Below are 25,443 nucleotides of genomic sequence, written 5' to 3'. Positions count from 1 at the left end.
CTGGCGACCCCGCACAACATCACAGCAGATCACCGCATTCCGCTTCGGAGAGAATCATGGCCGGTCACTCGAAATGGGCCAATATCAAACACAAGAAAGCCGCCGCCGACGCCAAGCGCGGCAAGATCTGGACCCGCCTGATCAAGGAAATCACCGTGGCCGCCAAGCTCGGCGGCGGTGATCCCGACTCCAACCCGCGCCTGCGCCTGTCCATGGACAAGGCCATGGACGCCAACATGCCCAAGGACAACATCCAGCGCGCGATCCAGCGCGGCGTGGGTGGCCTGGAAGGCGTGAACTACGAGGAAATCCGCTACGAAGGCTACGGCCTGAGCGGCGCCGCGATCATCGTCGACTGCCTGACCGACAACCGCACCCGCACCGTCGCCGAAGTGCGCCACGCGTTTTCCAAGCACGGCGGCAACATGGGCACCGAGGGTTCGGTGGCGTTCATGTTCACGCACTGCGGCCAGTTCCTGTTTGCCCCCGGCACGCCCGAAGACAAGCTGATGGACGCCGCGCTGGAAGCCGGCGCCGACGATGTCGTCACCAACGATGACGGCTCGATCGAAGTCACCTGCCCGCCCAACGATTTTTCGGCGGTCAAGGCGGCGCTGGAAGCCGCCGGCTTCAAGGCCGAAGTTGCCGACGTGGTGATGAAGCCGCAGAACGAAGTCAGCTTCAGCGGCGACGACGCGGTCAAGATGCAGAAACTGCTCGACGCCCTGGAAAACCTGGACGACGTGCAGGAAGTCTTCACCAACGCGGTGATCGAAGACTAAAACGGTAACAAGCTCCCCAACGGCGGCAGCCCGGCTTTCAAGACCCAGCTGCCGCCTTTTTGCATGCGTTTCTTTTCTGGCAGTGGATCATGAAAGTATTGGTTGTCGGCTCGGGTGGACGTGAACACGCGCTGGCCTGGAAATTGGCCCAGTCGCCCAAGGTGCAGGTCGTGTACGTCGCGCCGGGCAACGGCGGAACCGCGCTCGACAAGCGCCTGCAGAATGTTCCGCTGACCGATCCCGAGGTCATCGCGGCCTTTGCCGAGCGGGAAGGCGTGGCCTTCACCGTGGTCGGCCCCGAGGCCCCGCTGGCGGCGGGCATCGTCGATATCTTCCGCGCCAAGGGCCTGCGCATCTTCGGCCCCACCCAGGCCGCGGCGCAGCTGGAATCGTCCAAGGATTTCGCCAAGGCGTTCATGCAGCGCCACGGCATCCCCACCGCCGCCTACCAGACCTTTGCCGACGCCGCCCAGGCGCACGCCTACATCGACGCGCAGGGCGCGCCGATCGTGATCAAGGCCGACGGCCTGGCCGCGGGCAAGGGCGTGGTGGTGGCGATGACGCTGGAAGAAGCGCACCAGGCGGTCGACATGATGCTCGACGGCAACAAGCTGGGCGACGCCGGCGCACGCGTGGTGATCGAAGAGTTCCTGGAAGGCGAGGAAGCCAGCTTTATCGTGCTGGTCGACGGCAAGAACGTGCTGGCGCTGGCCACCAGCCAGGACCACAAGCGCCTGCTCGACGCCGACGCCGGCCCCAACACCGGCGGCATGGGCGCGTACTCGCCGGCGCCGGTGGTCACGCCCGCGCTGCACGCGCGGGCGCTGCGCGAGATCATCCTGCCGACGGTGCGCGGCATGGAAAAGGACGGCATCCCGTACACCGGCTTCCTCTACGCCGGCCTGATGATCGACCAGGACGGCAACCCGAAGACGCTGGAATTCAACTGCCGCATGGGCGATCCGGAAACCCAGCCGATCCTGGCGCGCCTGAAGACCGACCTGGTCGACGTGATGGAAGCCGCCGTCTCCGGCAAGCTCGACAGCATCGAGCTGGACTGGGACCGCCGCACCGCGCTGGGCGTGGTGATGGCCGCCCATGGCTACCCGGACGCCCCCCGCAAGGGCGATGCCATCACCGGCATCCCGGCCGAGACCGACGACAGCGTGACCTTCCACGCCGGCACCACGCTCAAGGACGGCACCCTGCTGACCTCGGGCGGGCGCGTGCTGTGCGTGGTCGGCCTGGCCGATACCGTCAAGGCCGCGCAGCGCGCCGCCTATGCCGCGGTCGAGCAGATCCGCTTCGACGGCATGCAATACCGCACCGACATCGGCTACCGCGCCATCAAGCGCTGACCGGCGCCGGCGGCCCCTGGCGACTAACAGGCCGCCCAGCCGGTACAATCGTGACAATGCTGTGACGCAACCGGCAGCCGACTGGCTGCCGGAGTGCCATCCGGCCGGTCCCTTCGTCGGTTTATCCGATTCAGCCCACCATGATCGATTCCCAGGCAGTCCGTGCCTATCTGCTCGGTCTGCAAGACCGCATCACCGATGCCATCGGTGCCATCGACGGCCAGCCGTTCCTGACCGACGCCTGGGAGAAACCGCCCACCGAACGCCTGCGCGGCAGCGGCCGCACCCGCATCCTCGAAGGCGGCGCGGTGATGGAGCGCGCGGGCGTGGGCTTCTCGCACGTCAGCGGCGACACCCTGCCGCCATCGGCCACGGCCAACCGGCCGGAACTGGCGGGGCGCAGCTTCGAGGCCATGGGCGTGTCGCTGGTGTTCCATCCGCGCAACCCCCATGTGCCGACGGTGCATATGAACGTGCGCTGCTTCCTGGCGCTCAAGCCCGGCGCGGAACCGGTCTGGTGGTTCGGCGGCGGCATGGACCTGACGCCCTACTACGGCAACGCGGGCGACTGCACCCACTTCCACCGCACCTGCCAGCAGGCCCTGGCGCCGTTCGGCGACGAGCTGTATCCGCGCTTCAAGCAGTGGTGCGACGAGTATTTCTTCCTGAAGCACCGCAACGAGGCGCGCGGCATCGGCGGGATCTTCTTCGACGACTTCTCGGCGCTCGGCTTCGAGCGCAGCTTCGCCATGATGCAGGCGGTCGGCGACGCCTTCCTGGACGCCTACCTGCCCATCCTGCAGGGCCGCAAGGACACGCCCTTCGGCGAGCGCGAGCGAGATTTCCAGGCCTACCGGCGCGGACGCTACGTCGAATTCAACCTGGTGTTCGACCGCGGCACGCTGTTCGGCCTGCAATCGGGCGGACGCGCCGAATCCATCCTGATGTCGATGCCGCCGCTGGTAACCTGGCGCTATGACTGGCAACCGGAACCGGGCAGCCCCGAAGCGGCGCTGTACACCGATTTCCTGCCGGCGCGCGACTGGGCCTGACGGCTGACCCATGGCCCATCCCGAGCACCCCCGCAAGCCCGCCGCCGACGCGGGCACCTCGCCACAGCCCCGCGCCGCCCGCCCCTATCGCCTGGGTATCCTGGGCGGCACCTTCGATCCGCCCCACGTCGGCCACCTCGCGCTGGCGCGGCTTTGCATCGACCACCTCGGCCTGGACGAGCTGGTGTGGATTCCCACCGGCCAGTCCTGGCAAAAGGGCGACGACGTGACCCCCGCCGCCGACCGCATGGCGATGACCGAGCTGGCCGCGGCGGCGCTCGGCAACAGCGGCGCCACGGTCCGTGTCAGCCGCATGGAAGTGGATCGCGCCGGCCCCAGCTACACCATCGACACGGTGCGCCAGCTGCGCGACGAATACGGTCCCGAGGCCTCGCTGTGCTGGCTGATGGGCGCCGACCAGCTGCTGCGCCTGCATACCTGGCACGGCTGGCAGGAGCTGTTCGCGCACGTGCACTTGTGCACCGCGACACGGCCGCGCTTTGCCCTGTCGGCGCTGGAGGGTCCGGTGCTGGCCGCGCTGGCCGAGCGCCAGGCCGACACGCAACTGATACAATGCACGCCCTCCGGCCGGATGTGGATCGACCAGACGCTCGCCGTCGACCTCTCTTCCACCCATCTGCGCCAGCGGCTGGCGGCCGGCCAGCCGGCAGATGACCAACTGCCGCCCGGCGTGGCACACTACATTGCCAGCCACGGGCTGTACCGCAACGCCCCGGCCCGGGCATGACCAGGGTCGCATCGACCCCGGCGCCCACCCCCAAACCGATCTGAGCTGAACAAGAAGACACCCATGGATATTCGTAAACTGCAACGCGCCATCGTCGACGGCCTCGAGGATGTCAAAGCGCAGGACATCAAGGTGTACGACACCAGCCACCTGACGGAACTGTTCGACCGGGTGGTGATTGCCAGCGGGACATCCAACCGCCAGACCAAGGCGCTGGCAGCGTCGGTGCGGGATACGGTGAAGGAAGCGGGCGGCCATATCGTGGCGGTCGAGGGCCTGGAAACCGGCGAATGGGTGCTGGTCGACTGCGGCGATGCCGTGGTCCACATCCTGCAGCCGCAACTGCGCCTGTACTACAACCTGGAAGAGATCTGGGGCGACAAGCCGGTGCGCATGAAGCTGGCCACCGGCGCCCGCCTGGCCAAGGCCAGCGAGCCCATCGACGAAGACGAGGACGAGGCCCCGGTGCGCACCGTGCGCCGTGCCAGCAACCTGCGCCCGGCGCTGGCGCGCCTGCCCGAAGGCATGAAGGAGCCGTCGCCGCCGATGGGCCACGAGGACACCGACGCGGACGCCATCGCCACCATCCGCAAGCCGGCCCGCAAGACCGCCGCCAAGACCCCGGCCAGCAAGACCGCCGGCACCCGCGCCGCCGCGCCGCGCAAGACCGCCGCCGGCACCACCGCGCGCAAGACCGCGACCAAGACGGCCACCAAGACCGCGGCGAAGAAGGCTCCCGCCAAGAAGGCACCCGCCAAGACTTCCGCAGCCAAGCCGGCCGCGCGCAAGCGCGCCACCCGCTCGGCCTGAGCCCGTGCGCGGCCGCTCGCCAAGTCCGGCGGCCGCGCCGCATCACCGCATCGTCTGACCCATGCAACTGGTGATCGTGGCCGTCGGCCACAAGATGCCCGGATGGATCGAAACCGGCTTCAGCGAGTACGCCAAGCGCATGCCGCCCGAGCTGCGCATCGAGCTGCGCGAGGTCAAGCCCGAGGCCCGCTCTTCCAGCAATAACGCCGCCACCGTGATGCAGCGCGAAGCCGCGCGCATCGAGACGGTGCTGGGCAGCCTGTCGAAGCAATGCCGCATCGTCGCGCTGGACGAGCGCGGCCGCGACTTCACCACGGTGCAGCTGGCCGCGCAGCTGACCGACTGGCAGCGCGAGGGCGGCGACGTGGCCTTCCTGATCGGCGGCGCCGACGGGCTCGATCCCGCGCTCAAGGCCCGCGCCAGCACGCTGATCCGGCTCTCCAGCCTGACCCTGCCGCACGGCATGGTGCGGGTGCTGCTGGCCGAGCAGCTGTACCGCGCGTGGTCCGTCACGCAGAACCACCCCTACCATCGGGCCTGATTCCACTGATCTCCGGCCGTCGCCGGATGGCCCCCGCCGCGATGCCCGACACCCTGCACGACTACCTCTACCTCGCCTCGCAAAGCCCGCGCCGGCGCGAGCTGCTGACCCAGCTCGGCGTGCGCTACGAACTGCTGCTGGCCGACGACGACGAAGACGCCGAAGCGCTCGAAGCCGTGCTGCCGGGCGAGACCCCCGACGACTATGTCCAGCGCGTGTGCGCGCTCAAGGCCGAGGCCGCGCTGCGCCGGCGCGAACGCCGCGCGCTGCCGGATGCGCCGGTGCTGACCTCGGACACCACGGTCTGCCTCGGCGGCCGCATCCTCGGCAAACCCGCCGGCGGCGCCGACGCCGCGGCCATGCTGGGCGCGCTGGCGGGCACCACCCACCGCGTGCTGACCGCGGTGACGGTGGTATCGACCACCGGCATGCGCCATGCGCTGTCGGTTTCCGAAGTCACCTTCCGCCCGCTGCAGCCCGCCGAGATCGAGCGCTACGTCGCCAGCGGCGAGCCGCTGGGCAAGGCCGGCGCCTACGGCATCCAGGGCCGCGCGGCCGAGTTCGTGGCGCGGATTGCAGGCAGCTATTCAGGTATCATGGGCTTGCCCTTGTTTGAGACGGCGGCGTTACTTCGCCAGGCCCGGCTGCGGTTCTGAGCCGCGGCCTCCGTGCCCAGACAAGACCCGGCCCCGCGCCGGGCCACCCTCTACAGCCGGGCCACCGGCGACGCGTTTCACCCGCTATGACTGAAGACATACTCGTCAACATCACGCCCCAAGAGACCCGCGTCGCCATCGTGCAGCAGGCCGCGGTCCAGGAACTGCATGTCGAACGCACGCTCACGCGCGGGCTGGTCGGCAACATCTACCTGGGCAAGGTGGTGCGCGTGCTGCCCGGCATGCAGTCGGCCTTTATCGACATCGGCCTGGAGCGCGCCGCCTTCCTGCATGTCGCCGACATCTGGCATCCGCGCGACCCGGACCGCAACAACTCCACGCCGCAGCTCGCCATCGAGAAGACCCTGTTCGAGGGCCAGGCGCTGATGGTGCAGGTGATCAAGGACCCGATCGGCACCAAGGGAGCGCGGCTGTCGACCCAGGTCAGCATCGCCGGGCGCACCCTGGTGTACCTGCCGCAGGACCCGCATATCGGCATCTCGCAGCGCATCGAAGGCGAGGTCGACCGCGAGGCGCTGCGCAGCCGCGTGCAGGGGCTGGTGCCCGCAGACGAGCGCGGCGGCTTTATCGTGCGCACCATCGCCGAGGAAGCGACCGACGAGGAACTCGGCAACGATATCGCCTACCTGCGCAAGATCTGGGGCGCGATCCGCCAGAACGCCACCACCCTGCCCGCGCCCAGCCTGCTCTACCAGGACCTGAACCTGGCCCAGCGCGTGCTGCGCGACTTCATCAACGACGCCACCGGCGTGATCCAGATCGACTCGCGCGAGAACTACCAGATGCTGCTGGAGTTCGCCAAGGAATACACGCCGGCGGTGCTGCCGCGGCTGTCGCACTACACCGGCGAGCGGCCGATCTTCGACCTGTTCAATATCGACGCCGAGATCGAGAAGGCGCTGTCGCGCCGGGTCGACCTGAAGTCGGGTGGCTACCTGATGATCGACCAGACCGAGGCGATGACCACCATCGACGTCAACACCGGCGGCTACGTGGGCGCGCGCAATTTCGACGACACCATCTTCAAGACCAACCTGGAGGCGGCCCACACCATCGCGCGCCAGCTGCGGCTGCGCAACCTCGGCGGCATCATCATCATCGATTTCATCGACATGGAGAACGCCGAGCACCGCGACGCGGTGCTGTCCGAACTCAAGCGCGCGCTGTCGCGCGACCGCACCCGCATCACCGTCAACAGCTTCTCGCAGCTGGGCCTGGTGGAGATGACGCGCAAGCGCACGCGCGAGTCGCTGGCGCATGTGCTGTGCGAACAATGCCCGGTGTGCCAGGGCAAGGGCCAGGTCAAGACCCCGCGCACGGTCTGCTACGACATCCTGCGCGAGATCATGCGCGAATCGCGCCAGTTCAACCCGCGCGAGTTCCGCATCCTGGCCTCGCAGGAAGTGATCGACCTGTTCCTGGAAGAAGAAAGCCAGCACCTGGCGATGCTGGGCGATTTCATCGGCAAGCCGATTTCGCTGCAGGTGGAATCGACCTTCCACCAGGAGCAGTACGACATCATCCTGATGTGAAGCGGCCGGCGCGCATTTTTTCGCCGCGTTTTCCGCCACCATAGCAAGACAGCCCGCCAACTGGCGGGCTGTCCTGCTTTACGGCCGGATCACCACGTGCGGACTGATCACCAGCGCCGGTTCGGGCTGGTAATACACCGGCGGCGGTGGCGGCGGCTGGTACACCACCGGGCGGTCCTTGCACTTGCGTTCTTCCTTGTACTCGCCGTTGTCCTTCCACTTGCGCTTGATCTTGCAGTTGCCGACCCAGAATTCTTCCTTGTAGTCGTCGCCTTTGTGATAGCGGCGATGGTGTCGCCCGTAGTAACGGTCATCGTCGTCCCAGTCGTCATCGGCATGGGCGGTGGCACCGAAGGCGCCGAGGAACACGGGCAGGACCACGAGGGATAACAGGAGACGGGGCTTCATGTCGGAACGGGCAAGAACAGGTTGGGGCGAGGCTAGCACGCGCGCGCGCACCGCAGTGTTTCAAGCTGTTTAATTACGTAACCGCGAACGTAACCGCGAACTTAAGCGCGACACATCGACGGCGCTTGTCCGCTGGCTGGCGCACGCGGGATTTCGGACTCGGTAATGGCCCTAGCCCATTTCCGTTTGCCATCCGCTATAACTAAACGAAGGTAGTCAGCGGCCTTCGCACGGAGGCCGCGCCCGGCTGTCCGCGCGAGTTGTTCTGCCGCGGCACCGCCGGTCGGCAAGCGAGGAGTCCGGCATGAACGCCACGAACCATGGGGCCTGTGTGCTGGCCCTCCTGTTATCGGTCGCGTGCGCGCCATTGCCGATCGCCAGGCGCGCGCCGGCGCCGCCGCCCCAGGCCAGGGTCGAAGTCCCCCAGGCGCCCAAGGAGCGCGCCACGCCGATCGCGCCCAAGGTCATCAACATTGCCGCGGCATGCAAGCGCACCGAGGACGACGGCTTCCGCGAAGACGCACTGATGGACGTCCAGGCCAACGAGGTGCGCGCGCTGAAATGGAAGCTGTGGGTATCGCGGCGCGGCAGTTGCGAATTCAACCTGGTGCAGTTCCGCCAGGTCCGCGCGACGCCGCACATCGAGCTGCAGGCGATCGACGGCAGCCAGTGCAAGCTGCTGGTCTGGCAGGATCCGCGCCGCGTCACGCTGGCGCATAACCGCTGCGAGAAGTACTGCACGCCCGGCATCTACGAGCAGGCGTGGCCGGTGCTGTTCGATCCCAAGAGCGGTGCCTGCGCCGAAGTGCGCTGAGCAAGGGACCCTGAGCCACGCGGCACTGCGGCGCCGCTACTTCGCCTTCGGCACCCGGCCCATCAGGTAGAACTCGTCGTTCGGGCGCATGCCGATGGTATTGGCCATGCGGTTGGACAGGCCGAAGAACGCGGTGATCGCGGCGATATCCCAGGCGTCCTCGTCGGAAAAGCCATGTGCGCGCAGCGCGTCGAAATCGGCCTCCTCGATTTCGTGCGAGGCCGTGCAGACCTTCATGGCAAAGTCGAGCATGGCGCGCTGGCGCGGCGGGATGTCGGCCTTCAGGTAATTCACCGCGACCTGGTCCGCGACCAGCGGCTTCTTCTCGTAGATGCGCAGGATCGCGCCATGCGCCACCACGCAGTACAGGCATTGGTTAACCCCGGAGGTGGCCACCACGATCATTTCGCGCTCGCCCTTGGTCAGGCCGCCGTCCTTGAGCATCAGCGCATCGTGATAGGCAAAGAAGGCGCGGAACTCGTCGGCACGGTGCGCCAGCGCCAAAAACACATTGGGAACGAAGCCGGCTGTTTCCTGGACTTCCAGGATGCGCGCGCGAATATCGTCGGGGAGGTCGGCCAGCGCCGGGATGGCGTAGCGGCTGATCGGGAATGCCGTGTCAGACATGGTGGTCTCCGGTTGGGATTGGCGTCATCGTCGTGAGGCTTCTGCACCAATACTAACGGATCGCGCGCAAGCCGGCGGGCCGCATGTCGACCATCCATCGCACGGACAGATGCCGGCCGGATCAGGCATACTACGCACCTTCCGAACCAGGCGGGCCCCTGACCGCACGACTGTTCCCGATGAAACGCATTCTCATCGTCAAGCTGACCTCGCTCGGCGACATGGTGTTCACCCAACCGCTGGTGGCTGACCTGCAGCGCGCCTTTCCCGGCGTCAAGATCGACTGGATCGCCGACTCCTACTGCGCCGACGTGCCGCGCTGGAACCCCAACATCGACCGTGTGATCGCCGCACCGCTGCGCGGCTTCAAGAAGGCGCGCAGCTGGGCCGGCCTGCGCGAGATCTTCACTGCCCTGCGCGCCTTGCGCCGCGAGAAGTACGATGCGGTGCTGGATGTCCACGGCGTCTACAAGAGCGCCATCGTCACCTTCCTCGCCCGCACCCGCCGTCGTTACGGCCTGCCGGTCCAGGAACTGGGCGAGAGTGGCGCACGCTTCGCCTACAACCACGTGTTCCAGCCGTTCGTGGAAGAGGACTGCGCGCGCAACCGCATGCGCCGCGCCGTCAGCCGCGCGCTCGGCTACGAAATGACCCGCGAGATGGACTACGGCCTGAAAATGCCGGCCGACACGCCCGCTGCCGCCGGCAAGGGTCCCTATGCGATGCTGTTCCACGCCACTTCCAGCGAGGAAAAGAAGTGGCCGGTGGCCGACTGGATCAGCGTCGGCAGCGCCATCTCGGCGCGCGGCCTGCGCGTGCTGGTGCCCTGGGGCAATGACGCCGAGCGCCTGGAAGCCGAGACCATCGCCGCCAGCGTGCCCGGCGCCGAGGTGATGCCGCGCCTGAGCATCACCGGCGTGGCGCAGATGGTGGGCAAGGCGTCGCTGGTGGTCGGCATGGACACCGGCTTCGTGCATATTGCCGACGCGCTGCGCCGGCCCACGGTGATCCTGTTCACCACGACCTCGCGCCACCTGTACGGCGTCGATGCGCCCGGCCGCGCGGTGTCGCTGGGCGGCGGCGGCGTGGTGCCGCAACGGGCCGAAGTGCTGGCGGCCATCGACGAGGTGATGCCCCGGGTCACTTCGACCCACTGATGCCCGAGGCACGGGAATAAAAAAGGGCCGGCGCAAATGCGCCGGCCCTTTTTCTTGATGGTTCCCCGCCGCCTACTGGCTGGCGAACTGGATCCGGTGCAGCCCGGCGTACAGGCCATTGGCCGCCAGCAGCTGCGCGTGGGTGCCGGTCTCGGCGACGCGGCCATGGTCGAGCACGGCGATGCGATCGGCATTCTCGATGGTCGACAGCCGGTGCGCGATCACCAGCGTGGTGCGGCCCTTCATCAGCTCCTCCAGTGCCGCCTGCACCTGCCGCTCGGATTCCGAGTCCAGCGCCGAGGTGGCCTCGTCCAGGATCAGGATCGGCGCATCCTTGTACAGCGCGCGCGCGATCGCCAGGCGCTGGCGCTGGCCGCCGGACAGCTTCATGCCGTTGTCGCCGATATTGGTCTGCACGCCCTCGGGCAGGCCCTTGACGGTTTCGGTCAGGTAGGCTGCCGCCAGCGCGCGCTCGACACGGGCCATGTCGATCTCGCTGCCGGGCTGCGCGCCATAGGCCACATTGGCCGCGACCGTGTCGTTGAACAGCACCACGTCCTGGCTGACAAAGGCGATCTGGTTGCGCAGGTCCTTGAGCGCCAGCTCGGTCAGCGGCACGCCGTCGAGCAGGATGCGCCCCGAGGTGGGATCGAAGAAGCGCGGCACCAGGTTGACCAGCGTGGTCTTGCCGCTGCCCGACGGGCCCACCAGCGCCACCACCTCGCCCGGGCTGACGCGCAGGTCGATGCCTTCCAGCGCGGCGCGCGGCGCCTCGCCATAGCGGAAGCCGACCTGCTCGAAGGCCAGTTCGCCGCGGGCGCGGGCAAGCGGCTTGCCGCCGTCCTGCGGCTCGACCGGTTCGTCGATCAGCCGGAAGATCATCTCGGCGGCGGTGATGCCGCGCGTCAGCGGCTGGTTGATGTCGGTCAGGTGCTTGAGCGGCGAGATCAGCAGCAGCATCGCCATCACAAAGCCGGTAAAGCCGCCCACCGTGGTCTGGTTGGCCTGCGCCTGGACCATGGCGATGGTGATGATCACCGACAGCGCCAGCGCGGCCAGGAAGGCCGTGACCGGCTGGTTCAGCCCGCCCGCCACCGCCATCCGCATCGAGTAGTTCTTGAGCCGCTCGGCCACGGTGCGGAAGCGCCGCAGTTCATAGGCCTCGCCGCCATGCAGCTTGACCACCTTGTAGCCGCCCACGGCCTCTTCGACCACGTAGGCGGCGTTGTTGGTATAGGTCTGGTGATCGCGGTTGAGCTTGCGCAGCCGGCGGTTGATCTTCGACATCAGGTAGCCGATCACCGGCAGGATCACCGCGACGATCAGCGTCAGGCGCCAGTTGGTATAGAACAGGTAGATCAGCAGCGCGACCACGGTCAGCGAATCGCGCACCAGCGTGATGAACACGCTGGTCAGGATCTGCAGCACCTGGTTGACCTCGAAGATCACCGCGTTGATCAGCGACGCCGCGGTATTGCGGTGGTAGAACGACGCCGGCGCCTGCAGCAGGCGCTCGAACATCTGCAGCCGCATCTTCAGCAGCACGCGGTTCGAGATCAGGTTGAGCAGGTAGCCCGAGGCAAACTGCGCCACGCCGCGGATCAGCGCCACGCCGGTCAGGATCGCCGGCACATGCCACAGCGTGCCGGCATAGTCGCCGCCGAAGCCCTTGTCGAGCAGGTCGTTGACGACCTTGGGGATCACCCCTTCGCTGGCGGCCACCACCGCCATCGCGAGGATGGCGCCGATGAAGATGCGCAGCTCGGGGCGCAGGTAAGACCAGAGCCGGCTGGCCATGCTGGACGGCACGGCGGCACCTGGCGAAATGGGCGGTTTGGATGTGGTCACTGAGTTTTCTTCTGGGTGAAGGCGGCGTTGCGGCACCAGGGCCCGGCGCTAGCCCGGCCGCTTCTGGCGCGCGACGCGCAGGAAGGGCCTGACGAAGACCTGGAACAGGAAGCGCTGGTAGACATAGCGGCGCAGATAATAGCCGACACTGCGGCGCGCCTTGTCGGTGGCGTCGAGGTCGGCGCGATGCGTTTCCAGCGACGAGGCCTCGGCCAGTTCGGTCAGGCCGATGCAATACGGGACCACGGCGCGCACCGAGACCAGCCCGCGCCGCTCGAACGCGGACCAGTAGTCGGCCGCGCACCAGGTCGGCTGCAGCCCGGCAAGCAGCCGCTCTGCGGCCGCGCGGGTGACGACGTAGCCATGCGCGCGCCACCATTCGCCATAGCGGCGCACCAGCTTGCGTCGTTGGCCGAGCGGCCTGGTGCCCCAGCGGGTGAATTTGTCGACATGCGACAGCAGCACGACCTCCGGTCGGGCAGGGTCCAGCTGCGACGCCAGCGCCTCGAGCACCGCCGGCACGTCATCGCCCAGCAGTGCATCGTCTTCCAGCACCAGCGCCAGGCTGGCGCCGTCCTCTAGCATCTTGCGGTAGACCCCGAGATGGCTCAGCGCGCAGCCGATCTCTCCGCGGCTCATCGGGCGGTAGCTGGTGCTGGCGGCCTGCGCATCATAGCGGCGCGCGACCTCGTCCTCGGCCAGCGCGCGTCCATTCACGGCGGCAAACACCTGGAACGGCACGCCCAGGCGCGTCAGCTGGCCGGCAATGCGCTCGCGGCGCGCCTGCGCGGTTTTGAGGTTGATCACATAGGCGCCGATCATGCCGCCACCGCCCGTGCGTGCTGGCCGGTCCGGCGTGAAAGGGAGATCGATGCGGCGGCGATCGATGCGGCACATGCCACCAGGGATAAAACCGTTTCCATCCCTGCGAATCGGGACCAATGTGCTCGTGTCATCAATTTGGCAACTGAGATCTGGGCTTCGGCGCGCGCCGGTGCGCACCGGCAATCGCGGGCAGGCGGCTGCGGGGCCACTGCGTCGGTGCGGTAGAATACGCGCTCTTCCATCAGCGCCCGGCTGGCGGCGACGCCGGCGGCTGGCCGGCCTGGCCCGGACGGGGCGCGCCCCTACGTTCCATGAAAGTCTCCGCCGTCATCATTACCAGGAATGAAGCTCACAATATCGGGCCATGCCTTGAAAGCGTGTCCTGGTGCGAAGAGGCGATTATAGTGGATTGGGCCAGCACGGACGATACGGTGGCGATCGCGCGTGCCGCCGGCGCCACCGTGATCCATACCGACGACTGGCCAGGTTTCGGCCCGCAGAAAAACCGCGCGGTCCAGGCCGCCAGCGGCGACTGGATCCTCAGCCTGGACGCCGATGAACGCGTCCCTCCGGCGCTGCGCGATGAAATCCTGAAGCACTTGCAGCAGACAGACGCCCAGGCGCTGGCGCTGCCGCGCCTGTCCGCTTTCTGCGGCACCTTCGTGCGCCACGCCGGCTGGTATCCGGACTACGTCACCCGCGTCTTCCGCAAGGGCCGCGGCCGCTTCACCGACGATCTGGTGCACGAGCACCTCAAGGTGGACGACCCGGTCACGCGGCTGCGCGAGCCGCTGGTGCACTACAGCTACCGCTCGCTGTCAGACGTGCTGCGCAAGATCGACAGCTATTCCAGCGCCGGCGCGCAGCAGGCCTACGCGCGCGGCAAGCGCAGCTCGGTTGCATCGGCGGCGGGCCACGGCCTGTGGGCGTTCGTGCGCACCTACCTGCTCAAGCGCGGCTTCCTCGACGGCGGCGCCGGCTTCGGCGTCGCGCTGATGAATGCGCAGGCCAGCTACTACAAGTACGCCAAGCTGGCGCAACTGCACGCCGCGGCCGAAAACAAGGCTGCCGGCTGAAGCGCCCGACGCGGCCGCGCGGCGCCCCACCCTTACCTTCTCGATCGATGAAAGTTGGCATCTCCTGCAATCGCTTCGGCGCCGGCGGCGGCCTGGAGCGCTACGCGCTCGACATCAGCCGGGCCATGGCGAAGCGCGCCGATACCGAAGTCTCGGTCTACGCGCGCCGCTTCGACGCCGGCGTGGCGGCGTCCGCGGGCGTTGCCGCGCATCGGATCGTGGTGTCGTGGCTGCCCGGCAAGCTGCGCGACCGCTATTTCTCGTGGCGGCTGCAGGGGCTGCGCGATGCCGGCGAAGCGCTGATCGGCTGCAACCGCGTGCGCGGTTCCGATATCGCCATCTGCGGCGGCACGCATCGCGGCTACCTCGCCGCGCGCGGCACGCCGGCGCGTCCCTCGGACCAGTGGCAGATCGACCTCGAAAGCGCGCAATATGCCGGCGCGCACCGCGTGGTGGCGCATTCCGCGCTGATGCGGCGCGAAGTGATCGAGCTGTACGGCATCGCGCCCGAGCGCGTCGAGCTGGTCTACCCGCCGGTCGACACGCAGCGCTTCACGCCGGTCGATGACGGTGCGCGCGCCGAGCTGCGGCGCGAATTCGGCTTCGGCGACGACGAGATCGTGTTCCTGTTTCCGTCGTCGGGCCATGCGCGCAAGGGCTTCGACCTGCTCGCCGATTATTTCTCCCGCTCGGACCTGCCGATCACGCTGGCCGTGGCCGGCCGCCCGGTCGGGCGCACCATCCCGCGCGTGCGCGAGCTGGGCTACAGCAGCCGCATCGACGCACTCTACCGAGCCGCCGACTTCACCATCCTGGCCTCGGGCTATGAGCCGTTCGGGCTGGTGGGGGTGGAATCGGTGCTGTGCGGCACGCCGCTGGTATTTGCCGACAATATCGCCTGCCTGGAAGTGATCCGGCCGCAGGCGGTGCATGCGTTTTCGCGCGCGCGCGGCGAGGCCCTGGACCATGCCATCCGCGCCGCGGTGGCGTCGGTGCGCAGCGGCCAGGCGCGGCTGGCGAACCCGCTCGCGCTGCTCGACTACGATCCGGATATCGAGGTCCATGTCGACACCCTGCTGCGGCTCGCCGCCGACGCGCGCGCCGCCCGGCACGCCGCCTGAAGCGGCGTCGGCAACGAATTCAGGCCGCGCTTATTCGTAGACCGTGCTGACGGCATCCGCCGACAGCACCTGGCGCAGCGCGGTCAGCGCCTCGTCCGACGGCACTACCTGCCAGTCGGGGCCGAGCATGGCCTCGCAGCTGGCGGACTTCGCCTCGTAGCGGATTCGCACCGGCAGGCCCTGCACGCCGCTGGCACGGGCCAGGTGGGGCATCAGCAGCTCGCGCAGCATGCCGGTTGAGGAATTGCCGTTCATCGACAGCCGCACCGCGCTGGCAAAGCGCACCCGCGCGGCGACCAGGTCCATCACCGATTCGGCGGTGAAGCGCACGCCGCCGGTGAAGGTATCGTGGCGCGCATTGCCGGTGGCGATCAGCAGTTCGTCCTCGCGGAACATCTGCCGGTTGGCGTCGAAGACTTCGTTGAACACGGTCATCTCGACCAGGCCGGTGCCGTCGTCGAGCGTGACGATCAGCATCTTGCCGCGCTGGGTCATCTGTGTGCGCATGCCGCTGATCACGCCGGCGATGGTCTTGCCGCGCACGTCGCGGCCGAAGCCGCCGCCGTTGCCCTGCACTTCCTTTTCCAGCCCGGCCAGCGTGCCCTTGTTGAAGCGGCGTACCTCGTCGCGGTAGGCGTCGAACAGGTGGCCCGAGAAGTAGTAACCGAGCGCCTGCTTCTCTTCCTGCAGCGTGCGCTTGGGGCTCCAGCGCGGCTCGTCGAGCAGCTCCGGGCGGTGCGCGTCGCCGGCGTCGCCCATCAGGTCGAACAGCGACACCTGGTTGGCCGATTCTGCCTTCTGCTCGGCGGCTTCCATCGCGATCGGCACCGACGCGAGCAGCTGCGCGCGGTTGTCGTTGAGGCTGTCGAAGGCGCCGGCGCGGATCAGCGCCTCGATGGTGCGTCGGTTGACCTGGCGGCGGTCGACCCGCTCGCAGAAATCGAACAGGTCGGTGAAGGGCCGCTCCTCGCGCGCGCGCAGGATGTCCTCGATCGCGCCCTGCCCGCTGCCCTTGATGCCGCCGAGGCCGTAGCGGATGGTCTTCGGATCGGTCGGCGCGAAGCGGTACTCGCTGGCGTTGACATCGGGCGGCAGCACCGCGATCTTGTTGAGCTTGCAGTCCTCGTAGAGGATCTTGACCTTGTCGGTGTCGTCCATGGCCAGCGACATGTTGGCTGCCATGAATTCGGCCGGATGGTGGGCCTTGAGCCACGCGGTGTAGTACGCCAGCAGCGCATAGGCGGCCGCGTGCGACTTGTTGAAGCCGTAGCCCGCGAACTTCTCCATCAGGTCGAAGATATCGTCGGCCTGCTGCGCGGACAGCCCGTTCTTGTCGGCGCCCTCGCGGAACATGACGCGGTGCTGCGCCATTTCCTCGGGCTTCTTCTTGCCCATGGCGCGGCGCAGCAGGTCGGCGCCGCCCAGCGAGTAACCGCCGATGATCTGCGCCATCTGCATCACCTGCTCCTGGTAGACCATGATGCCGTAGGTCTCTTTCAGGACGGGTTCGACGCGCGGATCGGGATACTCCACCTTCTCGCGGCCGTGCTTGCGCGCGCAGAAGCTGGGGATCAGGTCCATCGGGCCCGGGCGGTACAGCGCCACCAGCGCGATGATGTCCTCGAAGCGGTCAGGCTTGGCATCCTTCAGCATGCCCTGCATGCCGCGGCTTTCCAGCTGGAACACGGCGACCGTGTTGGCGGTCTTGAGGATGTCGAAGGCGGGGCCGTCGTCGAGCGGGATATGGCTGCAGTTCCAGTCGGCCTTGCTCGGGTCCAGGCGGCGGATATAGCGCTCGGCCCAGTCCAGGATGGTCAGCGTGGTCAGGCCCAGAAAGTCGAACTTGACCAGCCCGGCGGCCTCGACGTCGTCCTTGTCGTACTGGCTGACCACGCCGCTCATGCCGTCGTTCTGCCCGCCCTGCGTGTACAGCGGACAGAAGTCGGTCAGCCTGCCCGGCGCGATCAGCACGCCGCCGGCGTGCATGCCGACGTTGCGCGTCATGCCCTCGACGCGCTGCGCCAGCTCCAGCAACTGGCGCACTTCTTCCTCGTTGCGCTCGCGCTCGGTCAGCAGCGGCTCTTCCTTCTTGGCTTCTTCGATGGTGACCAGCTTGCCCGGCTTGAACGGGATCAGCTTGGCGATGCCGTCGACGAAGCCGTAGCCGAGGTCGAGCACGCGGCCCACGTCGCGCACCGCAGCCTTGGCTGCCATGGTGCCGAACGTGGCGATCTGCGACACCGCGTCCTTGCCGTACTTTTCCTTCACGTACGTGATCACGCGATCGCGACCGTGCTGGCAGAAGTCGATGTCGAAGTCGGGCATCGAGACCCGTTCCGGGTTCAGGAAACGCTCGAACAGCAGCGCGTACTTGAGCGGGTCAAGGTCGGTAATGCCCAGCGCATAGGCAACCAGCGAGCCCGCACCCGAGCCGCGGCCCGGGCCCACCGGCACGCCGTTGTTCTTGGCCCAGTTGATAAAGTCCGCGACGATCAGGAAGTAGCCGGGGAAGCCCATCTTGATGATGGTGCCGGTCTCGAACTCCAGCCGCGCGTAGTATTCCGGGCGCTTCGCCTCGCGCACCGCCTCGTCCGGGAACAGCACCGCGAGGCGCTTCTCGAGGCCGTCCTTGGCCATGAACACGAGGTAGTCGTCGAGCGACATGCCGTCCGGCGTCGGGAACAGCGGCAGGCGCGGCTTGCCCAGCTCCAGCGTCAGGTTGCAGCGGCGCGCGATCTCGACCGCGTTCTCCAGCGCCGACGGAATGTCCGCGAACAGCGCGCACATCTCGTCCTGGGTCTTGAAGTACTGGTCGGTGGTGAAGCGCCGCGTGCGGCGCGGGTTGGCGAGCAGTTCGCCCTCGGCGATGCAGACGCGCGCTTCATGCGCGGTGTAGTCGTCCGGCGTCATGAACTGCACCGGATGTGTGGCAACCACCGGCAATTGCAGCTCGGCCGCCAGCTGCACGGCCTGCTGCACATAGGCATCGGTGCCGGCGTGGCCGGCGCGCTGCAGTTCGATATAGAAGCGCTGCGGGAACACCGAGGCCCAGTGCTGCGCGGCACGGCGCGCGCCGTCGGCATTGCCGTTGGCCAGCGCCATGCCGATATCGCCGCCCATCGCGCCCGACAGCGCAATCAGGCCGGTGGCCAGCGGCAGGTCGTCTTCGCCCGGTTCCAGGAACCACGACGGATCGATCTCGGCGCGGCCGCGATGCTGGTTGCCCAGCCACGCGCGCGACAGCAGCATGCACAGGTTCAGGTAGCCGCGCCGGTCCTGCACCAGCAACAGCAGGCGCGCGGGCTTGTCGCGGTCCTCGGCGTTGGTCAGCCACACATCGGCGCCCACCACCGGCTTCACGCCCTTGCCGCGCGCTTCCTTGTAGTAGCGGATCAGCCCGAAGGCGTTGGCAAGGTCGGTCAGGGCGAGCGCGCCCATGCCATCGGCGGCGGCGGCCTTGACGGCATCATCGAGGCGGACAATGCCGTCCACGACGGAGTATTCGGAATGCAGGCGGAGGTGGACGAAGCGGGGTGCGGACATGGGCGACATTGTACCGGCTCGGCCCGCCCGCATGCCGCCAATGTTGCGCGCCACCGGAGCGCGCAGCGCGCGCGCATAGCGGCGTGGCGTGCTTGGGAATGCGCCACACGCAGGGGCCGGGCACGCTATAATTTCGCCTTTCCAATCAGGCAGTTATCGCAAGCTGTCGGCGCCCTTCGGGACGCCGCCGCGGCGGCGCAGTGTCCCATGCAGATCGTCAATATTTCCGCTTACAAGTTTGTCTCGCTGGACGACATCGAGACCCTGCGCCCGGCCATGCGCGAGCGCTGCGAGGCGGCGGGCCTGAAGGGCACGATCCTGCTCGCGCCGGAAGGCATCAACCTGTTCCTGGCCGGTCCGCGCGAAGCCATCGACAGCTTCATGGCGTGGCTGCACGCGGACGCGCGCTTTGCCGATATCGCCCCCAAGGAAAGCCTGTCGGACCATCAGCCCTTCAAGCGCATGCTGGTGCGCGCCAAGAAGGAAATCATCACCATGAAGATGCCGCTGATCCGCCCCGAGGCGGGCCGCGCGCCGTCGGTGCGGCCGGTGGACCTGAAGCGCTGGCTGGACCAGGGGCACGACGATGAAGGCCGTCCGGTGGTGATGCTCGATACCCGCAATGATTTCGAGGTGGCGGTCGGCACCTTCGAGGACGCGGTCGAGTACGACATCGCCAAGTTCAGCGAATTTCCCGACGCCGTCGCCGCGCACAAGGCAGACCTGGCGGGCAAGACCGTGGTCTCGTTCTGCACCGGCGGCATCCGCTGCGAGAAGGCCGCGATCCATATGCAGGAAGTCGGCATCGAGCGCGTCTACCAGCTCGAAGGCGGCATCCTGAAGTACTTCGAGGAAGTCGGCGGCAGCCACTATCGCGGCGATTGCTTCGTCTTCGACTACCGCACCGCGCTGAACCCCAGCCTGGAACCGGCCGGGCCGAAGCAGTGCTTTGCCTGCCGCGCCGTGGTCACGCCCGAACAGCAGCAAAGCCCGCACTATGTGGTCGGCAAGAGCTGCCCCACTGCATCGGCGGCAAGGACCGGGCCGCCGCCTGAGGGCTGCCCGCGTACGCGGCTCAGGCCGCGAGCAGGTGGTAGAGGTTGCGCAGCATGCCGGCGGTGGCGCCCCAGATAAAGCGCTGGCCGCCGTTCTCGCGCGGATAGGGCATGGCGTAGAACATGCGTTCGCCGTCGACCCAGCGGAACAGGCGCCGCTCATGGTGGGACGGATCCATCAGGAAGGCCAGCGGCACTTCGAAGACATCGGCCACTTCCGAGGCGTCCGGCCGCAGCGTGAAGCCATCGCGCACCAGGCCCACCACCGGGCTCACATGGAAGCCGGTGCCGGTGATGTAATCCGGCAGCGCGCCCAGCACCTCGACATAGTCGCGCTCCAGCCCGACTTCTTCTTCCGTCTCGCGCAGCGCGGTGTCGATGCGGTTGACGTCCCACGACTCCTGCCGCCCGCCGGGAAAGCTGATCTGACCGGCATGCGCACTGAGATTGGCATTGCGCTGCGTCAGCAGCACCGTCAGGCCATCGCTGCGCTCGACCAGCGGCACCAGCACCGCGGCATCGCGCAGCCCGCGGCTGCGATCGTAGACCCGCGACTCGTCGGTCAGCTCGGGCGCCCACGCCGGCGGCGCCCGGAAGCGGTGCCGGATAAAGTCGACCTGCAGGCGCGGCGCGCTCAGCGCGCCGTTGCGCAGGTCGGTATCGATGACGGGAAGGGATTCGGGATCGAAGGCGGGACGCATAACATCGCAAGTATGACAGAAGCGCGCCATCTGGCGCCGCAGCAAAGCGCGGCAGTCGCCCCGCGCCACCATGCAAAAAGGGCACCCTGGGGTGCCCTTCCTGAGGAAACGCTGGCCGGGTCGCCCCGGCCGGCACGTCCGGCTTACTCCGCGGCCTTGGCAGCGGCGGCAGCCTTCGACACCAGCTTTTCCTTGATACGTGCGGACTTGCCCGAACGCTGGCGCAGATAGTACAGCTTGGCGCGACGCACGTCGCCGCGGCGCTTCACTTCGATGCCGGCGATCAGCGGCGAGTACAGCTGGAACGTACGCTCCACGCCTTCACCCGACGAGATCTTGCGCACGATGAAGGACGAGTTCAGGCCGCGGTTGCGCTTGGCAATCACGACGCCTTCGTAGGCCTGCACGCGCTTGCGGTTACCTTCGACCACATTGACGCTGACGACGACGGTGTCGCCGGGCGCGAATGCGGGGATGGTCTTGTTCGCGGTCAGGCGCGCGATCTCTTCCTTCTCGATCTGTTCGATGAGGTTCATCGTTTTTTCTCCGTAACCATCGTGCCGGCGTTGTATGCCCCAGGACTTCCCGGGCCCCGGCAGAGGATGGGGTTTTACCTGGCGGGAGTTTCCCCCCGCCCTTCTTTCACCGCCCACTCCGACAGGAATTTCTCGTCGGCACGGGTCAGCAAACCTTGTTCGCGGGCCGCCTCGATCAGGTCGGGACGCTTGCGCGCGGTATTGGCCAGCGCCTGCTGGCGCCGCCATTTTTCAATCTCGGCATGATGGCCACCGAGCAGGATGTCGGGGACCCGCACGCCTTCATATTCTTCCGGCCGGGTGTAGTGCGGGCAATCCAGCAGGCCGTTGACAAAGCTGTCCTGCACCGCCGATTGCGCGTCGCCCAGCACCCCGGGCAGGTGGCGCACCACCGCATCGATCAGCGCCATCGCCGGCAGTTCGCCGCCCGACAGCACGAAATCGCCGAGGCTGATTTCCTCGTCCACGCGGCGATCGATCAGCCGCTGGTCGATCGCCTCATACCTGCCGCACAGCAACACCAGGCCCGGCCGCTGGGCCAGTTCCATGACCTTGGCATGCGTCAGCGTCTTGCCCTGCGGCGACATCAGCACCACATGCGGTTTCGCCACGCCGGCTTGCGCCTGCGCCGCCACCGCGGCATCGATGGCATCGTCCAGCGGCTTGGCCAGCATCACCATGCCGGGACCGCCGCCATAGGGCCGGTCGTCGATGGTGCGGTAGTTGTCGACGGTGAAATCACGCGGATTCCAGCTGCGCAACGCATACCGCTGCTGCTTGGCTGCCCGGCTGGTAATGCCCCAGTCGGTCAGCGCGCGAAACATTTCGGGAAACAGCGTGATCACGTCGAACTGCATCCGCTCTCTCCCTTCCTTATCCCGCATCCACGCAGGCACTGCTCAGTAATCGAGCCCCCAGTCCACCACGATGCGCTTGCCCGCGGTATCCACCGTGCGCAGGAACGCGTCGACAAATGGAATCAGCCGTTCGCCGGCCTTGCCGTCGGGCTGCACGAAGGCAACCTGCAGGATCTGGTGGGCACCGTTGTCGATCAGCCCGGACACCTCGCCCAGCAACTCGCCTTGCTCGTTGCTGACGCTGCAGCCGATCAGGTCGACCCAGTAGAACTCATCTTCTTCCGGCACCGGAAAATCCGCGCGCCGGATCCACACGCGACGGCCACGCAGCGCTTCCGCAAGATTGCGGTCGGCTACGCTGGCAGCCTGCGCCACCACCGTGCCGCTGTGCTCGCGCGACTGCGCGATCTTCACGCAGACGGGCTCGGCCCGCGCCGCGTCGGCGGCCACCAGCCCCGCCTGAGGCGGGCTCAGCAGCCACCAGCGGCGCGCATGCAACAATGCCGACGCGTCGTCGGCATGCGGCTGGACCTTGATCCAGCCGCGGATGCCATAGGCAGCGCTGACATAGCCGACTTCCACCAGGTCTTCGGGCAGCGGATCGGCATACAGCAACGCCGCGGGCAACCTGAGTGCCTTGGCGGGCTCGCCCTGCGGCCGGTTCATGGACCGGTTCAGCGGCGGCCGCGTCGGCCGCCCGGCGTCCTGCTTTGGCTCAGTCACGGGTGCGCGTGGTCTTAATGCAAACGCGCCCCGCCGGTTACGGCAGGGCGCGTTGCAGACGGCAATCAGGCAGCAGCCTTGGTGCCTTGCTTGACCAGGCGGGCAACGGTCGGCGACAGCTGGGCGCCGACGCCTTGCCAGTAGGCCAGGCGGTCTTGCGACAGGCGCAGGCCTTCTTCACCTTCGGCTGCCAGCGGGTTGTAGAAACCAACGCGCTCAATGAAACGACCATCGCGACGGTTGCGCGAGTCGGTGGCGACGATGTTGAAGAACGGGCGCTTCTTGCTGCCGCCGCGAGCCAGACGGATAACGACCATGGAATGATTCCTCAGAAAACGGGGTGTTCAAGGGCGTTCGAACACGAAACGCAAGAGTATAGCCCAATTCCCGAGGCCAAACAAACACTTAGGTGGTTGACGCGTGAACGCGGCGCAGGCATCGTGGCAAAAACCGCGACAGGAGGCCCTACATGCGCCCCGCTCTGCACTTCATGTTCGGCATGGTATCGCGTACGCTGCTGGCGCTGATGGTACTGGCAACGAGCCAGTCCGCGCTGGCCGCGCTGCCGCTGGACCAGCTGCGCCTGCCGCCCGGCTTCCGCATCGAGGTGCTGACCGACGACGTGCCGGGCGCGCGCGCCATGGCGATCTCGCCGTCCGGCACGCTGTTCGTGGGATCGCGCAGCGAAGGCAAGCTCTATGCGGTCAGCGATGCGCTCGGCACGCGCCCGCGGGTACGCACTGTCGCCACCGGCTTGCGCAATCCGCTCGGCGTGGCCTTCCATGACGGCAGCCTGTACGCGTCCTCGGTCTCCAGGATCGTGCGGCTCGACCAGATCGAGTCCCGCCTGGACCAGCCGCCCGCGCCCCGGGTGGTGAGCGACCGCTTTCCGTCGGACGGGCACCACGGCGGCAAATTCATCGGCTTCGGCCCGGACGGCTACCTGTACGTCGCCACCGGCGCCCCCTGCAACGTGTGCGAGCCCGACGAAACCCGCTATGCCAACATCGTCAGGATGAAGCCCGACGGCAGCGGCCTGCAGGTGGTCGCGCGCGGCGTGCGCAACACCGTCGGCTTCGACTGGCACCCCGCCACGCGCGAACTGTGGTTCACCGACAACGGCCGCGACCGCATGGGCGACGACGTGCCCGACGACGAACTGAACCGCGTCACCGCGCCCGGCCAGCATTTCGGCTACCCCTACTGCCATGCCGGCAACGTCGCCGACCCGGAATTCGGCGGCAAGCGCCCGTGCTCCGAATTCGTGCCGCCGGTGGCGCGCCTGGGCGCGCACGTCGCCGCGCTGGGCATGCGCTTCTACACCGGCACGCAGTTCCCGCCGGACTACCGCAACAACGTCCTGATTGCCGAACACGGCAGTTGGGACCGCAGCGAGCCCTCCGGCTACCGCGTGGTCCGCGTGGTGCTGGACGGCGCCGGCAAGGCCGTGCGCCAGGAGGTGTTCGCGCAGGGCTGGCTGCGCGGCGGCAGGGCCTGGGGCCGGCCCGCCGATGTCCTGGTCGCGCCGGACGGTTCGCTGCTGGTCAGCGACGATCATGCAGGGGCGATTTACCGCATCCGCTACCAGCCCTGAATCCGGCTGAAAGCCCCGCCCGGCGCGGCTTTGTACGGGCGAAACAATCCGTTACACCGGTAACGGGATTGGCATAGGCGCCCCGATGCCCCATGCGTACCATGAACCCATCTTCCAACAGCAACACAGCGCGACAGGACCCTGGGAATCCGCATGCTCACCCGCTCTCTCCTGCGCGACCTGGTGGCTGGCATCCTGGTGGCCTCGGGCCTGGTCGGCGCGGTAGGCGCCAGCCATGCCCAGGTCGCGTTCTGGCAACAAGTCCGTTCCGATGGCCGGCCCGCCCGGATCCAGTCCGGCGATGGCTGGCAGATGGCCAGCGTGCGCGCCGAAAGCCGTGAACACGTGCAGGCGCAGATCGACCGGATGGAGGCGCGCGCCCGCGCCGACGACCGCCTCAGCGGCCGCCGCGCCGCGCTAGCCGGCGCCCGCGACGACAACCGCGGCCGCGGCCAGGAGCGCAATCCCCCCAATGACGCCCGCAACGAGCCGCGCCAGGGCCAGGTGGGCCCCGGCTGGCAAGCGCGCGGCCGCGACCACGGCCGCTGACCGCAGCTGACGCCGCTTCCCTGGCGGCTGAATACCGCGGCGCCCGTCGCTCGCTGCGGAACTCCGCCCCCGCCCGGCCTGTCTCTATTTAAGTGTGTGCCCCGATTCCGGGCGCGCGCACAGGCTGCCGCCCGGCGCTGTCCGGGGCTCACAGCGTGCCGTCATGTGCGGACGGCAATCGAACTGACCTGCCTCTGCCCGACACCTCCTGCCGGACCCGACCAAGACGGCCCGGGCGCAGCCTCCAGAATGACAATAATTCTGTGAGGTTTGTCATGTCACCCCTGCTTAGCGACCTGGCCGAACATGCGGGCCAGTTATCGCTGTCGATCCTGTTCATGGGCATCCTGACCCTGGTTCTCTACAGCGAAACCCATATCAGCGAGCACGCCTCGGCCCTTATCCGCGGGCTGATCGCCGGCGGCTGGCATTAGCGCCGCTGGCGCCTTTTGACGCACTTCCCTTCCCTGCGCTGACTGCCGGCGTACAATGTGGGCCGGCCGGTACCC

25 protein-coding genes and 1 pseudogene are annotated in these 25,443 nt (G+C 67.7%); 16 read left to right on the top strand and 10 right to left on the bottom strand.

Annotation, left to right across the window (positions count from 1 at the left end):
• Window positions 1-56: 56 nt before the first annotated feature.
• The 8 genes from U9J39_RS14785 to rng all read left to right on the top strand — a co-directional run bounded on the left by U9J39_RS14785 (window position 57) and on the right by rng (window position 7,500).
• Window positions 57-782 (top strand): YebC/PmpR family DNA-binding transcriptional regulator, encoded by a 726-nt coding sequence (locus U9J39_RS14785; RefSeq protein ID WP_115679743.1) that lies wholly within the window; start codon window positions 57-59, stop codon window positions 780-782.
• 89 nt (window positions 783-871) lie between these two features.
• Window positions 872-2,140 (top strand): phosphoribosylamine--glycine ligase, encoded by a 1,269-nt coding sequence (gene purD, locus U9J39_RS14780; RefSeq protein ID WP_026164314.1) that lies wholly within the window; start codon window positions 872-874, stop codon window positions 2,138-2,140.
• A 140-nt stretch (window positions 2,141-2,280) separates the two neighbouring features.
• Entirely contained in the window at window positions 2,281-3,192 is a 912-nt protein-coding gene (gene hemF / locus U9J39_RS14775; protein WP_115708646.1) for an oxygen-dependent coproporphyrinogen oxidase, read from the top strand.
• A gap of 10 nt (window positions 3,193-3,202) precedes the next feature.
• A complete protein-coding gene (locus U9J39_RS14770; RefSeq protein WP_116312289.1) occupies window positions 3,203-3,940 on the top strand; it encodes a nicotinate-nucleotide adenylyltransferase in 738 nt (245 codons plus the stop codon).
• A gap of 63 nt (window positions 3,941-4,003) precedes the next feature.
• Complete coding sequence (gene rsfS / locus U9J39_RS14765; RefSeq protein ID WP_115708642.1) at window positions 4,004-4,750, top strand: ribosome silencing factor; 747 nt, start codon at window positions 4,004-4,006, stop codon at window positions 4,748-4,750.
• 61 nt (window positions 4,751-4,811) lie between these two features.
• The gene (gene rlmH / locus U9J39_RS14760; protein WP_115708640.1) at window positions 4,812-5,291 is read left to right on the top strand and encodes a 23S rRNA (pseudouridine(1915)-N(3))-methyltransferase RlmH; all 480 of its coding nucleotides are present in this window, start codon (window positions 4,812-4,814) and stop codon (window positions 5,289-5,291) included.
• A gap of 41 nt (window positions 5,292-5,332) precedes the next feature.
• Window positions 5,333-5,947, top strand: coding sequence for a Maf family protein (locus tag U9J39_RS14755; RefSeq protein ID WP_115706321.1), 615 nt, complete (start codon window positions 5,333-5,335; stop codon window positions 5,945-5,947).
• A gap of 86 nt (window positions 5,948-6,033) precedes the next feature.
• Window positions 6,034-7,500 carry a ribonuclease G gene (rng, locus tag U9J39_RS14750; RefSeq protein WP_092308241.1) on the top strand — a complete coding sequence of 489 codons (1,467 nt, stop codon included), beginning with the start codon at window positions 6,034-6,036 and terminating at the stop codon, window positions 7,498-7,500.
• A gap of 78 nt (window positions 7,501-7,578) precedes the next feature.
• Here the strand turns inward: rng and U9J39_RS14745 are convergent, their stop codons facing one another.
• Window positions 7,579-7,908, bottom strand: coding sequence for a hypothetical protein (locus U9J39_RS14745; RefSeq protein ID WP_326347371.1), 330 nt, complete (start codon window positions 7,906-7,908; stop codon window positions 7,579-7,581).
• A gap of 304 nt (window positions 7,909-8,212) precedes the next feature.
• Here U9J39_RS14745 and U9J39_RS14740 point away from each other — a divergent pair, with 304 nt between their 5' ends.
• Entirely contained in the window at window positions 8,213-8,722 is a 510-nt protein-coding gene (locus U9J39_RS14740; protein ID WP_115679735.1) for a hypothetical protein, read from the top strand.
• A gap of 36 nt (window positions 8,723-8,758) precedes the next feature.
• Here the strand turns inward: U9J39_RS14740 and U9J39_RS14735 are convergent, their stop codons facing one another.
• Window positions 8,759-9,349 carry a peroxidase-related enzyme gene (locus tag U9J39_RS14735; RefSeq protein WP_326347370.1) on the bottom strand — a complete coding sequence of 197 codons (591 nt, stop codon included), beginning with the start codon at window positions 9,347-9,349 and terminating at the stop codon, window positions 8,759-8,761.
• 179 nt (window positions 9,350-9,528) lie between these two features.
• On the opposite strand from U9J39_RS14735, the gene waaC reads away from it, so the two are divergent.
• Window positions 9,529-10,506, top strand: coding sequence for a lipopolysaccharide heptosyltransferase I (gene waaC, locus U9J39_RS14730; protein WP_115708635.1), 978 nt, complete (start codon window positions 9,529-9,531; stop codon window positions 10,504-10,506).
• Between the two features lie 72 nt (window positions 10,507-10,578).
• Here the strand turns inward: waaC and msbA are convergent, their stop codons facing one another.
• Together msbA and U9J39_RS14720 are read right to left on the bottom strand one after the other, a co-directional pair.
• A complete protein-coding gene (gene msbA, locus U9J39_RS14725; RefSeq protein ID WP_174549309.1) occupies window positions 10,579-12,303 on the bottom strand; it encodes a lipid A export permease/ATP-binding protein MsbA in 1,725 nt (574 codons plus the stop codon).
• Window positions 12,304-12,402: 99 nt separating this feature from the next.
• Complete coding sequence (locus U9J39_RS14720; RefSeq protein ID WP_326347369.1) at window positions 12,403-13,176, bottom strand: glycosyltransferase family 25 protein; 774 nt, start codon at window positions 13,174-13,176, stop codon at window positions 12,403-12,405.
• Window positions 13,177-13,490: 314 nt separating this feature from the next.
• On the opposite strand from U9J39_RS14720, the gene U9J39_RS14715 reads away from it, so the two are divergent.
• Together U9J39_RS14715 and U9J39_RS14710 are read left to right on the top strand one after the other, a co-directional pair.
• Window positions 13,491-14,255: a glycosyltransferase family 2 protein gene (locus tag U9J39_RS14715; RefSeq protein WP_326347368.1), complete on the top strand. Its 765-nt coding sequence runs from the start codon at window positions 13,491-13,493 to the stop codon at window positions 14,253-14,255.
• 47 nt (window positions 14,256-14,302) lie between these two features.
• Entirely contained in the window at window positions 14,303-15,376 is a 1,074-nt protein-coding gene (locus U9J39_RS14710; RefSeq protein ID WP_326347367.1) for a glycosyltransferase family 4 protein, read from the top strand.
• A gap of 30 nt (window positions 15,377-15,406) precedes the next feature.
• On the opposite strand, the gene dnaE is transcribed toward U9J39_RS14710, so the two are convergent.
• Window positions 15,407-18,919, bottom strand: a complete 3,513-nt coding sequence (gene dnaE / locus U9J39_RS14705) for a DNA polymerase III subunit alpha (RefSeq protein ID WP_115711581.1) — start codon at window positions 18,917-18,919, stop codon at window positions 15,407-15,409.
• Between the two features lie 207 nt (window positions 18,920-19,126).
• Between dnaE and U9J39_RS14700 the strand changes: the two are divergent.
• A pseudogene (locus tag U9J39_RS14700) lies at window positions 19,127-19,974 on the top strand (sulfurtransferase).
• A gap of 20 nt (window positions 19,975-19,994) precedes the next feature.
• Here the strand turns inward: U9J39_RS14700 and U9J39_RS14695 are convergent.
• The 5 genes from U9J39_RS14695 to rpsP all read right to left on the bottom strand — a co-directional run bounded on the left by U9J39_RS14695 (window position 19,995) and on the right by rpsP (window position 23,108).
• Complete coding sequence (locus tag U9J39_RS14695; protein WP_115679727.1) at window positions 19,995-20,675, bottom strand: CoA pyrophosphatase; 681 nt, start codon at window positions 20,673-20,675, stop codon at window positions 19,995-19,997.
• A 143-nt stretch (window positions 20,676-20,818) separates the two neighbouring features.
• Window positions 20,819-21,211 carry a 50S ribosomal protein L19 gene (gene rplS, locus U9J39_RS14690; RefSeq protein ID WP_012352117.1) on the bottom strand — a complete coding sequence of 131 codons (393 nt, stop codon included), beginning with the start codon at window positions 21,209-21,211 and terminating at the stop codon, window positions 20,819-20,821.
• 74 nt (window positions 21,212-21,285) lie between these two features.
• Window positions 21,286-22,068 carry a tRNA (guanosine(37)-N1)-methyltransferase TrmD gene (gene trmD, locus U9J39_RS14685; RefSeq protein WP_116312284.1) on the bottom strand — a complete coding sequence of 261 codons (783 nt, stop codon included), beginning with the start codon at window positions 22,066-22,068 and terminating at the stop codon, window positions 21,286-21,288.
• 42 nt (window positions 22,069-22,110) lie between these two features.
• The gene (gene rimM / locus U9J39_RS14680; RefSeq protein WP_326347364.1) at window positions 22,111-22,734 is read right to left on the bottom strand and encodes a ribosome maturation factor RimM; all 624 of its coding nucleotides are present in this window, start codon (window positions 22,732-22,734) and stop codon (window positions 22,111-22,113) included.
• Window positions 22,735-22,856: 122 nt separating this feature from the next.
• A complete protein-coding gene (gene rpsP, locus U9J39_RS14675) occupies window positions 22,857-23,108 on the bottom strand; it encodes a 30S ribosomal protein S16 (protein ID WP_111518953.1) in 252 nt (83 codons plus the stop codon).
• Window positions 23,109-23,260: 152 nt separating this feature from the next.
• On the opposite strand from rpsP, the gene U9J39_RS14670 reads away from it, so the two are divergent.
• The 3 genes from U9J39_RS14670 to U9J39_RS14660 all read left to right on the top strand — a co-directional run bounded on the left by U9J39_RS14670 (window position 23,261) and on the right by U9J39_RS14660 (window position 25,368).
• A complete protein-coding gene (locus U9J39_RS14670; RefSeq protein WP_116312282.1) occupies window positions 23,261-24,385 on the top strand; it encodes a PQQ-dependent sugar dehydrogenase in 1,125 nt (374 codons plus the stop codon).
• 153 nt (window positions 24,386-24,538) lie between these two features.
• The gene (locus U9J39_RS14665; protein WP_326347363.1) at window positions 24,539-24,934 is read left to right on the top strand and encodes a hypothetical protein; all 396 of its coding nucleotides are present in this window, start codon (window positions 24,539-24,541) and stop codon (window positions 24,932-24,934) included.
• 275 nt (window positions 24,935-25,209) lie between these two features.
• Window positions 25,210-25,368, top strand: coding sequence for a hypothetical protein (locus tag U9J39_RS14660; RefSeq protein WP_018007039.1), 159 nt, complete (start codon window positions 25,210-25,212; stop codon window positions 25,366-25,368).
• Window positions 25,369-25,443 lie beyond the last annotated feature (75 nt).

This window comes from Cupriavidus sp. SS-3 (assembly GCF_035818815.1).
In the GTDB taxonomy this organism is placed as follows: domain Bacteria; phylum Pseudomonadota; class Gammaproteobacteria; order Burkholderiales; family Burkholderiaceae; genus Cupriavidus; species Cupriavidus taiwanensis_C.
The sequence above is the reverse complement of the archived record's forward strand: the minus strand, read 5'-3'. Positions and strand labels throughout refer to the sequence as shown.

Bases quoted from the DNA above. Each gene is read 5' to 3' on its own strand.
- U9J39_RS14785 (WP_115679743.1), top strand. From the start codon at position 57: ATGGCCGGTCACTCGAAATGGGCCAATATCAAACACAAGAAAGCCGCC.
- purD (WP_026164314.1), top strand. From the start codon at position 872: ATGAAAGTATTGGTTGTCGGCTCGGGTGGACGTGAACACGCGCTGGCC.
- hemF (WP_115708646.1), top strand. From the start codon at position 2,281: ATGATCGATTCCCAGGCAGTCCGTGCCTATCTGCTCGGTCTGCAAGAC.
- U9J39_RS14770 (WP_116312289.1), top strand. From the start codon at position 3,203: ATGGCCCATCCCGAGCACCCCCGCAAGCCCGCCGCCGACGCGGGCACC.
- rsfS (WP_115708642.1), top strand. From the start codon at position 4,004: ATGGATATTCGTAAACTGCAACGCGCCATCGTCGACGGCCTCGAGGAT.
- rlmH (WP_115708640.1), top strand. From the start codon at position 4,812: ATGCAACTGGTGATCGTGGCCGTCGGCCACAAGATGCCCGGATGGATC.
- U9J39_RS14755 (WP_115706321.1), top strand. From the start codon at position 5,333: ATGCCCGACACCCTGCACGACTACCTCTACCTCGCCTCGCAAAGCCCG.
- rng (WP_092308241.1), top strand. From the start codon at position 6,034: ATGACTGAAGACATACTCGTCAACATCACGCCCCAAGAGACCCGCGTC.
- U9J39_RS14745 (WP_326347371.1), bottom strand. From the start codon at position 7,908: ATGAAGCCCCGTCTCCTGTTATCCCTCGTGGTCCTGCCCGTGTTCCTC.
- U9J39_RS14740 (WP_115679735.1), top strand. From the start codon at position 8,213: ATGAACGCCACGAACCATGGGGCCTGTGTGCTGGCCCTCCTGTTATCG.
- U9J39_RS14735 (WP_326347370.1), bottom strand. From the start codon at position 9,349: ATGTCTGACACGGCATTCCCGATCAGCCGCTACGCCATCCCGGCGCTG.
- waaC (WP_115708635.1), top strand. From the start codon at position 9,529: ATGAAACGCATTCTCATCGTCAAGCTGACCTCGCTCGGCGACATGGTG.
- msbA (WP_174549309.1), bottom strand. From the start codon at position 12,303: ATGGCCAGCCGGCTCTGGTCTTACCTGCGCCCCGAGCTGCGCATCTTC.
- U9J39_RS14720 (WP_326347369.1), bottom strand. From the start codon at position 13,176: ATGATCGGCGCCTATGTGATCAACCTCAAAACCGCGCAGGCGCGCCGC.
- U9J39_RS14715 (WP_326347368.1), top strand. From the start codon at position 13,491: ATGAAAGTCTCCGCCGTCATCATTACCAGGAATGAAGCTCACAATATC.
- U9J39_RS14710 (WP_326347367.1), top strand. From the start codon at position 14,303: ATGAAAGTTGGCATCTCCTGCAATCGCTTCGGCGCCGGCGGCGGCCTG.
- dnaE (WP_115711581.1), bottom strand. From the start codon at position 18,919: ATGTCCGCACCCCGCTTCGTCCACCTCCGCCTGCATTCCGAATACTCC.
- U9J39_RS14695 (WP_115679727.1), bottom strand. From the start codon at position 20,675: ATGCGTCCCGCCTTCGATCCCGAATCCCTTCCCGTCATCGATACCGAC.
- rplS (WP_012352117.1), bottom strand. From the start codon at position 21,211: ATGAACCTCATCGAACAGATCGAGAAGGAAGAGATCGCGCGCCTGACC.
- trmD (WP_116312284.1), bottom strand. From the start codon at position 22,068: ATGCAGTTCGACGTGATCACGCTGTTTCCCGAAATGTTTCGCGCGCTG.
- rimM (WP_326347364.1), bottom strand. From the start codon at position 22,734: ATGAACCGGCCGCAGGGCGAGCCCGCCAAGGCACTCAGGTTGCCCGCG.
- rpsP (WP_111518953.1), bottom strand. From the start codon at position 23,108: ATGGTCGTTATCCGTCTGGCTCGCGGCGGCAGCAAGAAGCGCCCGTTC.
- U9J39_RS14670 (WP_116312282.1), top strand. From the start codon at position 23,261: ATGCGCCCCGCTCTGCACTTCATGTTCGGCATGGTATCGCGTACGCTG.
- U9J39_RS14665 (WP_326347363.1), top strand. From the start codon at position 24,539: ATGCTCACCCGCTCTCTCCTGCGCGACCTGGTGGCTGGCATCCTGGTG.
- U9J39_RS14660 (WP_018007039.1), top strand. From the start codon at position 25,210: ATGTCACCCCTGCTTAGCGACCTGGCCGAACATGCGGGCCAGTTATCG.